The following is a 14,180-nucleotide window of genomic DNA, read 5'->3' on the forward strand; positions in this document are numbered from 1 at the left end:
TAAGGCATAATTGTTTGATTTAGATATTACTTAAAATGTAAGACAAGGTTGTTAGCATTGGCAGTGAAATATCGCACGTAAAAAATCATTATTGCCACACCAAAAATAGTTGTGCGCTATATCAATTTTCTGTATAAAAGTTTAATTCTGACAGTAATGTAAACGTTTACAATTTATGATTGACATTAATAATAAGTGACTATATGATTTATGTAAGTATTTATGCAAACGTTTTCACAAAGTGTATTGCACAATCAAACTGTAAACAAAGTATGGGAGGCATAACATGGCAGAACTAAAGTTAGAGCATATTAAAAAGACGTATGATAACAACAATACTGTAGTGAAAGATTTCAATCTACATATTACTGACAAAGAATTCATTGTATTTGTTGGACCATCGGGATGTGGTAAATCAACAACATTACGAATGGTTGCTGGACTAGAGTCTATCACATCTGGAGATTTTTATATTGATGGGGAACGCATGAACGATGTTGAACCAAAGAATAGAGATATTGCGATGGTATTTCAAAACTATGCATTATATCCACATATGACTGTTTTTGAAAATATGGCATTTGGGCTAAAGCTACGTAAAGTAAATAAAAAAGAGATTGAACAAAAAGTTAATGAAGCAGCTGAAATATTAGGATTAACTGAGTATCTTGGTCGTAAACCAAAAGCGTTATCTGGTGGACAGCGTCAACGTGTTGCTTTAGGTAGAGCTATTGTTAGGGATGCGAAAGTCTTTTTAATGGATGAACCATTATCGAATCTTGATGCGAAGCTTCGAGTACAAATGCGCACAGAAATATTGAAATTACATAAGCGACTTAATACTACGACAATTTATGTTACACATGATCAAACTGAAGCATTGACGATGGCTAGTCGAATTGTTGTTTTGAAAGATGGCGACATTATGCAAGTCGGCACACCTAGAGAAATATATGATGCCCCTAATTGCATATTTGTGGCGCAATTTATCGGCTCACCAGCAATGAATATGTTGAATGCTACAGTTGAAATGGACGGATTGAAGGTAGGAACACACCATTTTAAATTACATAATAAAAAATTTGAAAAGTTAAAAGCTGCTGGCTACTTAGATAAGGAAATTATTTTAGGTATTCGAGCTGAAGACATTCATGAAGAACCAATATTTATTCAAACCTCTCCAGAGACACAATTTGAATCTGAAGTAGTTGTATCCGAACTGTTAGGTTCAGAAATTATGGTACATAGCACATTCCAAGGAATGGAATTGATTTCTAAATTAGATTCAAGAACACAAGTGATGGCGAACGACAAGATTACACTAGCATTTGATATGAATAAGTGTCACTTTTTTGATGAAAAAACAGGAAATCGTATCGTCTAAGGGGGAGTATTCATGTCTAAAATTTTAAAATGTATCACGTTAGCCGTGGTAATGTTATTAATCGTAACTGCATGTGGCCCTAATCGTTCGAAAGAAGATATTGATAAAGCATTGAATAAAGATAATTCTAAAGACAAGCCTAACCAACTTACGATGTGGGTGGATGGCGACAAGCAAATGGCGTTTTATAAAAAAATTACGGATCAATATACTAAAAAAACTGGCATCAAAGTAAAGCTTGTAAATATTGGTCAAAATGATCAACTAGAAAATATTTCGCTAGACGCTCCTGTAGGAAAAGGTCCAGATATCTTTTTCTTAGCACATGATAATACTGGAAGTGCCTATCTACAAGGCTTAGCTGCTGAAATCAAATTATCAAAAGATGAGTTGAAAGGTTTCAATAAGCAAGCACTTAAAGCGATGAATTATGACAATAAGCAACTAGCATTGCCAGCTATCGTAGAAACAACCGCACTTTTCTATAATAAAAAATTAGTGAAAAATGCACCGCAAACGTTAGAAGAAGTTGAAGCTAATGCTGCCAAACTAACTGATAGTAAAAAGAAACAATACGGTATGTTATTTGATGCTAAAAATTTCTATTTTAATTATCCGTTTTTATTCGGCAATGATGATTATATTTTCAAGAAAAATGGCAGTGAATATGATATTCATCAGCTAGGACTAAATTCAAAACATGTCGTCAAAAATGCTGAACGATTACAAAAATGGTACGACAAAGGGTATCTTCCTAAGGCAGCAACACATGATGTCATGATTGGTCTTTTTAAAGAAGGAAAAGTAGGACAATTTGTCACTGGACCGTGGAACATTAATGAATATCAAGAAACGTTTGGTAAAGATTTAGGAGTAACAACATTACCTACAGATGGTGGCAAACCTATGAAACCATTTCTCGGTGTACGTGGTTGGTATTTATCTGAATATAGTAAACATAAGTATTGGGCTAAAGATTTAATGTTGTATATCACTAGTAAAGATACATTACAAAAATATACAGATGAAATGAGCGAAATTACTGGACGTGTTGACGTGAAATCATCTAATCCAAATTTAAAAGTGTTTGAAAAGCAAGCACGTCATGCTGAACCGATGCCTAATATTCCTGAAATGCGACAAGTTTGGGAACCGATGGGCAATGCAAGCATATTTATCTCAAATGGTAAGAATCCTAAACAAGCGTTAGATGAGGCGACGAATGATATAACGCAAAATATTAAGATTCTTCATCCATCACAAAATGATAAGAAAGGAGATTAGTTATGACGAAACGTAACCCTAAATTAGCAGCATTATTATCTGTTATACCTGGTTTGGGACAGTTTTATAATAAAAGACCCATTAAAGGGACGATATTTTTTATCTTTTTCATCAGTTTTATTTCTGTATTTTATAGCTTTTTAAATATTGGTTTTTGGGGATTGTTCACATTAGGGACAGTACCTAAGTTAGACGATTCTCGTGTCTTACTTGCACAAGGTATTATTTCTATCTTACTCGTTGCTTTTGCAATCATGCTATATGTCATTAATATTTTAGATGCATATCGTAATGCTGAACGATTTAATCGCAATGAGGAAATAAAAGATCCGAAGGCACGTATGGTTGCAACATGGGATAAGACTTTCCCATACTTACTAATCTCACCAGGTACATTCTTATTGATATTTGTAGTTGTATTTCCATTAATATTTATGTTTGGAGTAGCATTTACAAATTACAATTTATACAACGCGCCTCCGAGACACACATTAGAATGGGTCGGTTTAGATAACTTCAAAACGTTATTCACAATTGGCGTTTGGCGTAAAACATTTTTCAGTGTTATTACTTGGACATTAGTATGGACGCTTGTTGCAACGACACTTCAAATTGCATTAGGGCTGTTTTTGGCAATTATTGTAAATCACCCTGTTGTCAAAGGTAAGAAATTTATCCGTACTGTGTTAATCCTACCTTGGGCTGTACCATCATTTGTGACAATTTTAATATTTGTAGCGTTATTTAATGATGAATTTGGTGCGATAAATAATGATATTTTGCAACCTTTATTAGGTGTAGCACCAGCATGGTTAAGTGATCCGTTTTGGGCAAAAGTGGCATTAATCGGCATTCAAGTATGGCTTGGTTTCCCATTTGTCTTTGCACTGTTCACTGGTGTACTGCAAAGTATTTCATCAGATTGGTACGAAGCAGCAGATATGGATGGTGCGTCTAGTTGGCAAAAGTTTAGAAATATCACATTTCCACATGTCATTTACGCCACAGCGCCATTGTTAATTATGCAATATGCAGGTAATTTCAATAATTTTAATCTTATTTATCTATTTAATAAAGGTGGTCCACCAGTGTCAGGGCAGAATGCTGGAAGTACAGATATCTTGATATCTTGGGTGTATAATCTGACATTTGAGTTTAACAACTTTAACATGGGTGCAGTTGTGTCATTAATTATTGGATTTATTGTTGCTATTGTCGCATTTATTCAATTCAGACGTACAAGTACGTTTAAAGATGAGGGAGGTTTATAAGATGACAAAGAAGAAAAACATATTAAAAGCAATCGGTATTTACAGTTTTATAGCGATGATGTTTGTCATCATTTTATATCCACTACTGTGGACATTTGGCATTTCCCTTAATCCAGGTACGAACTTGTATGGTGCCAAAATGATACCAGACAATGCAACATTTAAAAATTATGCATTCTTACTATTCGATGACAGTAGTCAATACCTGACTTGGTATAAAAATACGCTTATCGTAGCATCTGCAAATGCACTGTTTAGTGTGATATTTGTCACGTTAACAGCATATGCTTTTTCTAGATATCGCTTTGTTGGTCGTAAATACGGGCTGATTACATTTTTGATTTTACAAATGTTCCCTGTATTAATGGCAATGGTCGCAATCTATATTTTGCTAAATACAATTGGATTATTAGATTCTTTATTTGGACTAACACTGGTATATATTGGTGGATCAATACCGATGAATGCCTTTTTAGTGAAAGGTTACTTCGATACGATTCCAAAAGAACTTGATGAATCTGCCAAAATTGATGGTGCAGGGCATATGCGTATTTTCTTACAAATTATGCTTCCATTAGCTAAGCCGATTTTAGCAGTTGTTGCTTTGTTCAATTTTATGGGGCCATTTATGGACTTTATATTACCTAAAATACTATTAAGAAGTCCTGAAAAATTCACATTAGCAGTTGGATTGTTCAACTTTATTAATGATAAGTATGCAAATAATTTCACAGTGTTTGCAGCAGGGGCAATTATGATTGCAGTACCTATAGCAATCGTATTCTTGTTCTTGCAACGCTATTTAGTATCAGGTTTAACAACAGGTGCGACAAAAGGTTAGTTTGAAATTAGGAGTGGGGCAGAATTGATAAAGAACCACTAATGACGATAAAGATTAAAAGGAGGACGTTATGATGACGATTAAAGTTGGAATCATTGGGTGTGGTGGTATTGCGAATGGCAAGCACATGCCAAGTTTACAAAAAGTTGAAAATGTTGAAATGATCGCATTTTGTGACGTAGACATTTCGAAAGCAGCGAGTGCGGCAGAAGCATACGGAACTGACAATGCAAAGGTTTATGATGATTACAAAGCATTGTTAAAAGATGACACGATTGATGTTATCCATGTTTGTACGCCAAATGACTCGCATTGTGAAATTACTGTAGCAGGGTTGCATGCCGGTAAACATGTGATGTGTGAAAAACCAATGGCTAAAACGACAGCAGAAGCTCAAAAAATGATAGATACAGCTAAATCAACAGGTAAAAAATTAACAATAGGTTATCAAAATCGCTTCAGACCAGATAGTCAATTTTTACATCAAGCAGCGCAACGTGGCGACTTAGGAGACATTTACTTCGGAAAGGCACATGCCATTCGTCGTCGAGCAGTACCAACATGGGGTGTCTTTCTAGACGAAGAAGCTCAAGGTGGAGGACCATTAATCGATATCGGTACACACGCTTTAGATTTAACGTTATGGATGATGGATAATTATGAGCCAGAATCAGTGATGGGTTCAACATTCCATAAATTAAATAAACAGCATCATGCGGCAAACGCTTGGGGTTCATGGAATCCAGATGAATTTACAGTTGAAGATTCTGCGTTTGGATTTATTAAAATGAAGAATGGAGCGACGATCATTTTAGAATCCGCTTGGGCGATTAATTCTTTAGAAGTGGATGAGGCAAAATGTTCATTATCAGGAACGAAAGCAGGTGCTGATATGAAAGATGGTCTACGTATTCATGGTGAAGACATGGGCACACTTTATACCAAACACGTTGAATTGGAAAACAAAGGCGTCGACTTTTATGAAGGTAATGAAGTGGATGAAGCTGAAGAAGAAGCAAAAGCTTGGATTGATGCAGTTGTAAATGATACTGAACCAGTTGTGAAACCGGAACAAGCAATGGTAGTTACAAAAATTCTTGAAGCGATTTATCAGTCTGCAAAATCAGGCAAAGCAATTTACTTTGAATAACATCATACGGTAAGGAGGCACATCATGACAAAATTAAAAGTTGGTGTGATAGGTGTTGGTGGTATTGCACAAGACCGTCATATTCCAGCATTGCTGAAACTCAAAGACACAGTCTCATTAGTTGCAGTACAAGATATTAATACAGTGCAGATGATTGATGTTGCGAAGCGCTTTAATATACCTCAGGCAGTTGAGACACCTAGCGAGCTGTTTAAACTTGTTGATGCGGTGGTCATTTGTACACCCAATAAATTCCATGCTGATCTTTCTATAGAAGCATTGAACCATGGTGTCCATGTCTTATGCGAAAAGCCAATGGCAATGACGACGGAAGAGTGTGATCGCATGATTGAAGCGGCTAATAAAAATCACAAATTATTAACTGTCGCTTATCATTATCGTCACACAGATGTCGCTATGACTGCTAAAAAAGCAATTGAAGCAGGTGTGGTTGGTAAACCATTAGTAGCACGTGTACAAGCGATGCGTAGGCGTAAAGTACCTGGGTGGGGCGTTTTTACCAATAAAGCGTTGCAAGGTGGCGGTAGTTTAATCGATTATGGTTGCCACTTGTTAGACTTATCTTTGTGGCTATTAGGTAAAGATATGGTGCCGCATGAAGTGCTAGGAAAAACATATAATCAATTGAGCAAACAACCGAATCAAATTAATGATTGGGGAACATTTGATCACACTAAATTTGATGTCGATGATCATGTTACTAGTTATATGACATTTGCCAATCGAGCAAGCATGCAGTTTGAATGTTCGTGGTCTGCAAATATAAAGGAAGATAAGGTACACGTTAGTTTATCAGGAGAAGATGGCGGTATCAATTTATTTCCATTTGAAATATATGAGCCCCGCTTTGGAACTATTTTTGAAAGCAAAGCTAATGTTGAGCATAACGAAGACATTGCTGGTGAGAGACAGGCGCGTAACTTTGTCAATGCGTGTTTAGGTATAGAAGAGATTGTGGTGAAACCGGAAGAAGCACGCAATGTAAATGCCCTTATAGAAGCGATTTATCGTAGTGATCTTGATAATAAGAGTATACAACTTTAATGATTATCATATATGATACAAAATTCTCAATATAAAAAGAAGGAGTGCTTTTCAATGAAAATAGGTGTATTTTCAGTATTATTTTACGATAAAAATTTTGAAGATATGTTAGATTATGTCGCAGAATCTGGATTGGATATGATTGAAGTTGGAACAGGTGGTAACCCAGGAGATAAATTTTGTAAGTTAGATGAGTTGTTAGAAAATGAAGACAAGCGACAAGCATTTATGAAGTCAATCACAGACAGAGGCTTACAAATAAGTGGTTTCAGTTGTCATAACAATCCAATTTCTCCAGATCCGATAGAAGCGAAAGAAGCCGATGAAACGTTACGTAAAACAATCCGTTTAGCAAATCTATTAGACGTGCCAGTTGTTAATACATTTTCTGGCATTGCAGGGTCAGATGATACCGCTAAAAAGCCTAATTGGCCTGTTACACCTTGGCCAACAGCCTACTCTGAAATTTATGATTATCAGTGGAATGAAAAGTTGATACCATATTGGCAAGATTTAGCTGAGTTTGCAAAAGAGCAAGATGTAAAAATTGCCATAGAGTTGCATGCAGGATTTTTAGTGCATACACCATATACAATGTTGAAGTTACGTGAGGCTACAAATGAATATATCGGTGCTAACTTAGATCCTAGTCATTTATGGTGGCAAGGTATTGACCCAATTGCTGCGATTCGCATATTAGGCCAAGCAAATGCAATTCATCACTTCCATGCTAAAGATACGTATATTAATCAAGAAAATGTAAATATGTATGGTCTAACTGATATGCAACCATATGGTAACGTTGCGACAAGAGCATGGACATTCCGTACAGTTGGTTATGGACATAGTCCATATGTATGGGCAGATATCATAAGTCAACTTATTATTAATGGATATGATTATGTATTAAGTATTGAACATGAAGATCCTATTATGTCAGTAGAAGAAGGTTTCCAAAAAGCTTGTCAAACTTTGAAATCTGTTAATATTTACGACAAGCCAGCAGACATGTGGTGGGCATAATACGAACTCGAGGTTAGTCTGAAGTTTGTCTGAAGTAAGACTGATGGCAGTGTTGAATGAATGCATATGTCGCCAAGCCATTGCCAAAAATTTCACACCTTAAATCATGTCATTGTTTGTAAAGAAGGTGTACTTTATATAAGTGTTTAGCGATGGTCATACCCATTCACAGTAACAATCCTCACCATTGAAAAGAGTATATAACCTTTTCGATAGTGAGGTATATGATAATAAAAAAAGCCTGTTGTCACAATGGTCATAGACACGACATACTTTAAAGGTTTCTGAATATAATATTTCAGAACGCACTTTAAAGATGGACGTCGATGTCGACTAATGTGATGACAGGCTTTCATCTTTTTAAATATTCATTAATTTCTCTTCTTGTTTAATACGTACATATAAGAAATACGCATACGGTACTAATAAAATAGTTGTATATGTTGCGTGTGTTAATAATAATACACCGATTAATTCAGGAATGATGTTTAAGAAGTAATTTGGGTGTTTTGTAATTTTATATAATCCAGATTTAATAATAGGATGGTTAGGTAAAATGAATAATTTTAATGTCCAAATACCACCTAAAGTTTTAATAACCATAAATAACATGATATAAGCAAAGATTAATATAACTAAGCCAATACCATTTGCAAAGCTAAATGTATCTTTATTAATAAATGCCTCTACACCAGCCAATACATAAATTAAAACGTGTGTTATTGCTAAAAACTTCGAATTTTTAACGCCATATTCAACTGCACCGTCTGCTTTTAATTGTTTTGAGTGATTAATAGATATCTTTAAGCTGACAAGTCTGATACAGAAAAAGATAAGTAATATAGATAGAATCATGATGTCCTCCGTCATTATGTCATATGTATAAACGTTGATTTTGACAACATAAAGTATTTTATAGATAAAACTTGTCAAATACTATTAACTATTTATTAATTTTAGTACATAAAAATGTTTCTAAGTATGTGTTTATGTTCAGTATTTTGGATAATTTAATAATTTTAAGGATATTAAGCGCTTACACCGACGTGATATATTTGGCTTAACGAAAATGATTGAGGTGACAGAGATGAACTTTTTTGATATCCATAAGATTCCGAACAAAGGCATTCCATTATCGGTACAACGTAAATTATGGCTTAGAAACTTTATGCAAGCTTTCTTTGTAGTGTTCTTTGTTTATATGGCTATGTATTTAATTCGAAACAACTTTAAGGCGGCACAACCGTTTTTAAAAGAGGAAATTGGATTATCTACATTAGAACTTGGTTATATCGGATTAGCATTTAGTATCACGTACGGTTTAGGGAAAACATTACTTGGATATTTTGTCGATGGACGTAACACAAAACGTATTATCTCGTTCTTACTTATCTTATCTGCGATTACAGTTTTAATTATGGGATTTGTTTTAAGTTACTTTGGTTCTGTAATGGGATTATTAATTGTACTTTGGGGACTTAACGGGGTGTTCCAATCAGTTGGTGGACCTGCAAGTTATTCAACGATTTCAAGATGGGCGCCAAGAACGAAACGTGGCCGATACTTAGGATTTTGGAATACATCACATAATATCGGTGGTGCCATTGCAGGTGGTGTTGCACTTTGGGGTGCTAATGTATTCTTCCATGGAAATGTTATAGGGATGTTCATTTTCCCATCGGTGATTGCATTACTTATTGGTATCGCAACATTATTTATCGGAAAAGATGATCCAGAAGAATTAGGATGGAATCGTGCTGAAGAAATTTGGGAAGAGCCGGTCGATAAAGAAAATATTGATTCTCAAGGTATGACGAAATGGGAGATCTTTAAAAAATATATCCTGGGAAATCCTGTTATATGGATTCTATGTGTTTCAAACGTCTTTGTATACATTGTACGAATCGGTATTGATAACTGGGCACCGTTATATGTGTCAGAGCATTTACACTTTAGTAAAGGCGATGCAGTTAATACGATATTCTACTTTGAAATTGGTGCATTAGTTGCAAGTTTATTATGGGGCTACGTATCAGACTTATTAAAAGGTCGTCGTGCAATTGTAGCTATTGGCTGTATGTTTATGATTACATTTGTTGTCTTATTCTACACAAATGCTACAAGTGTAATGATGGTTAACATTTCATTGTTTGCATTAGGTGCGTTAATCTTTGGTCCGCAATTATTAATTGGTGTATCATTGACTGGTTTTGTTCCTAAAAATGCCATCAGTGTAGCAAACGGAATGACAGGTTCATTCGCGTATCTATTCGGTGACTCAATGGCGAAAGTTGGTTTGGCGGCTATTGCTGATCCAACACGTAACGGTTTAAACATCTTTGGATATACATTAAGTGGATGGACAGATGTTTTCATCGTCTTCTATGTTGCATTATTCCTAGGCATGATTCTATTAGGAATCGTTGCTTTCTATGAAGAAAAGAAAATTAGAAGTTTAAAAATCTAATATCAATCGGATTAAAAGTATCGCCAATCTATTGCAATATAGTTGGCAATCCTGCCCCGACGGCATGTGCGTGAAGAGATGAAAGATACTGCTTCTACCCTTGCAAATATATCATCTCTATGTCTCGGGGCAGATCATAATTCCCTGTTATGAAGTATCCTTATTTGCCCGACTTAGGGTGACTCAATGAATTTACTCCTTACAATAAAGACATATAGCGGTGTCGATATTGTAGGGAGTATTGTTTTATATTTAAACTCTCTAAAAAGCGGACTGAAAGAAAAGTGAAAACTTCTCTATCAGTCCGCTTTTTCATAGAACAAAATGTAGGCGCCATAATCATTAGTTATTTGCTAATCTATTTAGCTTGCTTACAATAATCACTTGGCGACATTTGTAAATATTTTTTAAAATGATAGCTAAACATTTTATACTCTGAAAAGCCTACTTTGTCTGCAATTTCATAGTGTTTGTAATGTCGATCTAACAATTGCAGAGATTGTAAAATACGATAGCGATTTAAATAATCGACAATTGTAATACCAACATGATCTTTAAATGTTCGCATCGCATACGATTCACTAACATCGATATGTTGAATTAAATCTGAAACAGTCACTTTCGTTTGATAAGATTGCTTAATTTGATCAACAATCTGATTTACATAATAATCATCGTATTCTACTTTTAATAGTGGTTGGAAGGCATCATGACAAGATGCTAAGCTACGGCCGTTCTGTGATTGTTGCTCTAATAAGGTACGGACAAGTCTTCCTAAAATAACTTCTAATTGTGCATGGTCTACTGGTTTTAATAAATAATCAAGAACATGATGTTGAATGCCGGCTTTCATATATTCAAAGTCATCGTAACTCGATAATATGATGACATTACAATCTAGATGCGCAATATCATTGAGTAAATCGACGCCATTTTTACGTGGCATACGAATATCAGTAATTACTAATTCTGGCTGATGTTGTTGAATTAGTGATAATGCTTCAACACCATCTTTAGCAGTGTATATTGTATTGAAATGATAGTCTCCCCAAGGAATGATTTGCTTTAAACCTTCTCGAATAATTCGTTCATCATCACAAATAACTACCTTAAACATCTACATTCCCCCTTGAAAGTGGTATTTTATAACAAATTAACGTACCTTGATTACGCTTTGAAAAAATATGGAGTCGTGCATGTGAACCATATTGAATCATTGCTTTATTGTGTAAATGATTTAATCCCAAATGCTTAGTATCAAATACATCATTATTAAGAGATTGGCGTACATATTGCAGGCGAGATGACGACATCCCGATACCATTGTCGCAAACTAAAACATGTAAATTCTGACGTGCCAATGTCAGGCGTATAGTAATGTCCAATGACTCAGTATCTCTACCATGTTTAATAGCATTTTCTATGAGTGGCTGAAGCATCATTTTACCAATTGTCTGGTGACGCGCTTCTTCAGAACTTTCGATATGGAGCTTAATCATGTCATCAAAACGGATGTTTTGTATCGCAACATACTGTTCAATGTAGTTCAACTCTTCGTTTAATTCCACTGTATGTGAGTTTGTACGTAATGAGTAACGTAACATTTGCGATAATTGTTGGACCACAGTTTGTGCTAATTTCGGAGATAACGTAATTAAATATTGTATTGTTTGCATCGTATTGAATAGGAAATGAGGTTGGAATTGGCGTTCTATTTCCTTTAACTGAATATCACGCAAGCGACGTTCTGTATGCTCGATAGAATGGATCAGTTGCTCATTTGATTCAAATAAATCGTAAATATAATTATTAATTTCTTCTAGTTCACTGTTGTTTTTTAAAGGCGTATATGTACCTAGATGACGATTTTTGGCATAGTAAATTTTTTGAATAATCGTTTCGATATCTTTTGTTTGTCGTTTAGCCATATTATCTGCGCTAATGAAACCAAATATTACTAGTAAAACAAGAACTACGGCCATAACAATTAACAACGTGATACCATCTTCAATGTTTTCATGTATATCTTTATAAATAATGAGACGATGGTCAGCATGGTTTAATTTTACAGATTCATTCATAAATCCGAATTGTTGTGGTCTATACTTTTCACCTATAGTAAAACGGTCATCATTGGCGTATAAAATATTGTCATATTGATCAACGATAAGTGCGAATTGTCGGCTATCTTTCTTAATTTCAATTAAACGTGGGGTGTTAGCCATATAAATTTTAAGCATATATGTACTATTTTTGAATTTAAGCTGATGCGTTGAAAATAAATACATATTTTTAGTGTTTAAATGTTCATAATTATTGGTTATAAACTGATTTGGTCCAGATAATTCATAATAAAGTGTTGCGGGCTGTTGGTGTATTAATTTTAATAATTCACGTTTTGTAGCGGTAACATCATGATGATTTGTTAAATCGAGCTCTTGAAACGAATTATTATGCTGTGTAATAAATGTCTGAATCTGCTTTTCAGTGTGATGTAAAGATGACTGACTTTCATCAACATGTTGATGAATCGTACGATGCTCTATCCAAATATAGATGGCATAGAAGCTTACTAGTCCAATAATAAGGACTAAAAATACTGGAAAAATAGTAGACGCAAATAACGATCGTCTCAATTGATGTCTATAAGGTTTGTATGCCGTCATTGAATCATCTCCAAAAATTTATGATGTGGAATGTCCGGTAATTTAGATTTCGGTATTAAAGGTATGTTCTTAAGATTTTCGATAGACTGATCGCTTTGTTCACTAACATCCTTTCGAATTGACTTGGCATCGAACTCTGCAACTAATCGTTGTTGTACTGAGCGGCTTGTTAAATATTGCACTAACTTTTTACGCTTAGGATGAGGGTGTGCATTTTTAACTAAAGCAATACCATCGACATTTAACATTGTTCCTTCAATAGGATAAACGATTGATACAGGATAACCTTTGTTTTTCCATGTGCGTGCATCTTGTTCGTAGCTTAGACCTGCGTAATATTTACCTTTAGCAACATCTTCAATGACTTTAGACGTCTTTGACAGTTGCATCGCATGGTCTTGGAATTGATGCACATCACTTACTCGATGATGCATGCTATAAATAGCACGCATATGTTGATAGCCTGTCGTTGTTGTATTTGGATTTGAGTACGCAATTTTACCTTTAAGTATAGGTTTTAATAAATCTTGATAACCTCGAATCGTAATATCTCCTTGTAAATCTGAATTAACTACTATAACTGTTGGCATTAATAGAAAACTAGTAACATATTTATTGTTCGAGCGATAATCCTCTAATTGCTGTGTTACAGATGTATCTTGATAGGGAACAAAATCTTCTGGATGATCAATTGTTTCTGACAACACACCACCCATAAAGACATCACCACGCTCCGAAAGATCTTCATTATGCAAGTTTGAAAGCAGTACTTGAGTAGATCCATGTTTGATTTCAATTTTGACATGCTCTTGTTTTTCAAAATCATTTAAAATTGGACGAATCAAGTTTGATTGATACGGAGAATAAACTGTTAATACATTTTTATCGGATTCAGAGTGACGCGTATTAGCGCATGCTGATAAAAAAATGAGAAATAATAGCAAGATATAAATTTTTGATTTCATGATATCCCATCAATTCTATGTATATTTTAATACAATAATTTTAGCAATAAATGACGCATAAGTA

General features: G+C 34.7%; 12 protein-coding genes. 8 read left to right on the plus strand and 4 right to left on the minus strand.

Translation table 11 applies throughout. From position 1 onward, the window contains the following. Positions 1-286: 286 nt before the first annotated feature. The 7 genes from IDG65_RS04925 to IDG65_RS04955 all read left to right on the plus strand — a co-directional run bounded on the left by IDG65_RS04925 (position 287) and on the right by IDG65_RS04955 (position 8,018). Positions 287-1,384 (plus strand): ABC transporter ATP-binding protein, encoded by a 1,098-nt coding sequence (locus IDG65_RS04925; RefSeq protein ID WP_000818914.1) that lies wholly within the window; start codon positions 287-289, stop codon positions 1,382-1,384. Positions 1,385-1,396: 12 nt separating this feature from the next. After that, positions 1,397-2,668, plus strand: coding sequence for a maltodextrin ABC transporter substrate-binding protein (locus tag IDG65_RS04930; protein WP_000034964.1), 1,272 nt, complete (start codon positions 1,397-1,399; stop codon positions 2,666-2,668). Between the two features lie 2 nt (positions 2,669-2,670). Further along, entirely contained in the window at positions 2,671-3,939 is a 1,269-nt protein-coding gene (locus IDG65_RS04935) for a sugar ABC transporter permease (RefSeq protein WP_000166892.1), read from the plus strand. 1 nt (position 3,940) lies between these two features. After that, the gene (locus tag IDG65_RS04940; protein ID WP_000162661.1) at positions 3,941-4,780 is read left to right on the plus strand and encodes a sugar ABC transporter permease; all 840 of its coding nucleotides are present in this window, start codon (positions 3,941-3,943) and stop codon (positions 4,778-4,780) included. A gap of 73 nt (positions 4,781-4,853) precedes the next feature. Then, positions 4,854-5,930: a Gfo/Idh/MocA family protein gene (locus tag IDG65_RS04945; RefSeq protein WP_000153474.1), complete on the plus strand. Its 1,077-nt coding sequence runs from the start codon at positions 4,854-4,856 to the stop codon at positions 5,928-5,930. A gap of 24 nt (positions 5,931-5,954) precedes the next feature. Then, positions 5,955-6,995 (plus strand): Gfo/Idh/MocA family protein, encoded by a 1,041-nt coding sequence (locus IDG65_RS04950; RefSeq protein WP_000163820.1) that lies wholly within the window; start codon positions 5,955-5,957, stop codon positions 6,993-6,995. 54 nt (positions 6,996-7,049) lie between these two features. After that, entirely contained in the window at positions 7,050-8,018 is a 969-nt protein-coding gene (locus tag IDG65_RS04955; RefSeq protein WP_000690405.1) for a sugar phosphate isomerase/epimerase family protein, read from the plus strand. Positions 8,019-8,378: 360 nt separating this feature from the next. Here IDG65_RS04955 and IDG65_RS04960 read toward each other — a convergent pair whose 3' ends face one another. After that, on the minus strand, positions 8,379-8,873 hold the full coding sequence (locus IDG65_RS04960; RefSeq protein WP_000603755.1) for an isoprenylcysteine carboxyl methyltransferase family protein: 495 nt from the start codon (positions 8,871-8,873) through the stop codon (positions 8,379-8,381). Positions 8,874-9,105: 232 nt separating this feature from the next. Here IDG65_RS04960 and uhpT point away from each other — a divergent pair, with 232 nt between their 5' ends. After that, positions 9,106-10,485: a hexose-6-phosphate:phosphate antiporter gene (gene uhpT / locus IDG65_RS04965; protein ID WP_001008722.1), complete on the plus strand. Its 1,380-nt coding sequence runs from the start codon at positions 9,106-9,108 to the stop codon at positions 10,483-10,485. A gap of 358 nt (positions 10,486-10,843) precedes the next feature. On the opposite strand, the gene IDG65_RS04970 is transcribed toward uhpT, so the two are convergent. Genes IDG65_RS04970 through IDG65_RS04980 form a run of 3 tightly spaced genes read right to left on the minus strand, consistent with a single transcriptional unit; the run spans position 10,844 to position 14,116 of the window. Continuing rightward, complete coding sequence (locus IDG65_RS04970) at positions 10,844-11,602, minus strand: response regulator transcription factor (RefSeq protein WP_000477521.1); 759 nt, start codon at positions 11,600-11,602, stop codon at positions 10,844-10,846. Beyond that, positions 11,595-13,151: a sensor histidine kinase gene (locus tag IDG65_RS04975; protein ID WP_000128004.1), complete on the minus strand. Its 1,557-nt coding sequence runs from the start codon at positions 13,149-13,151 to the stop codon at positions 11,595-11,597. Before IDG65_RS04975 ends, IDG65_RS04970 begins: the two co-directional genes overlap by 8 nt. Then, positions 13,148-14,116 (minus strand): ABC transporter substrate-binding protein, encoded by a 969-nt coding sequence (locus IDG65_RS04980; protein ID WP_000837100.1) that lies wholly within the window; start codon positions 14,114-14,116, stop codon positions 13,148-13,150. Before IDG65_RS04980 ends, IDG65_RS04975 begins: the two co-directional genes overlap by 4 nt. Positions 14,117-14,180: the final 64 nt, after the last annotated feature.

This window comes from Staphylococcus sp. EG-SA-17 (genome assembly GCF_017151845.1).
Classification (GTDB): Bacteria; Bacillota; Bacilli; order Staphylococcales; family Staphylococcaceae; genus Staphylococcus; species Staphylococcus aureus.

Coding starts and splice junctions, on each gene's coding strand:
- IDG65_RS04925 (WP_000818914.1), top strand. CDS start 287: ATGGCAGAACTAAAGTTAGAGCATATTAAAAAGACGTATGATAACAAC.
- IDG65_RS04930 (WP_000034964.1), top strand. CDS start 1,397: ATGTCTAAAATTTTAAAATGTATCACGTTAGCCGTGGTAATGTTATTA.
- IDG65_RS04935 (WP_000166892.1), top strand. CDS start 2,671: ATGACGAAACGTAACCCTAAATTAGCAGCATTATTATCTGTTATACCT.
- IDG65_RS04940 (WP_000162661.1), top strand. CDS start 3,941: ATGACAAAGAAGAAAAACATATTAAAAGCAATCGGTATTTACAGTTTT.
- IDG65_RS04945 (WP_000153474.1), top strand. CDS start 4,854: ATGACGATTAAAGTTGGAATCATTGGGTGTGGTGGTATTGCGAATGGC.
- IDG65_RS04950 (WP_000163820.1), top strand. CDS start 5,955: ATGACAAAATTAAAAGTTGGTGTGATAGGTGTTGGTGGTATTGCACAA.
- IDG65_RS04955 (WP_000690405.1), top strand. CDS start 7,050: ATGAAAATAGGTGTATTTTCAGTATTATTTTACGATAAAAATTTTGAA.
- IDG65_RS04960 (WP_000603755.1), bottom strand. CDS start 8,873: ATGATTCTATCTATATTACTTATCTTTTTCTGTATCAGACTTGTCAGC.
- uhpT (WP_001008722.1), top strand. CDS start 9,106: ATGAACTTTTTTGATATCCATAAGATTCCGAACAAAGGCATTCCATTA.
- IDG65_RS04970 (WP_000477521.1), bottom strand. CDS start 11,602: ATGTTTAAGGTAGTTATTTGTGATGATGAACGAATTATTCGAGAAGGT.
- IDG65_RS04975 (WP_000128004.1), bottom strand. CDS start 13,151: ATGACGGCATACAAACCTTATAGACATCAATTGAGACGATCGTTATTT.
- IDG65_RS04980 (WP_000837100.1), bottom strand. CDS start 14,116: ATGAAATCAAAAATTTATATCTTGCTATTATTTCTCATTTTTTTATCA.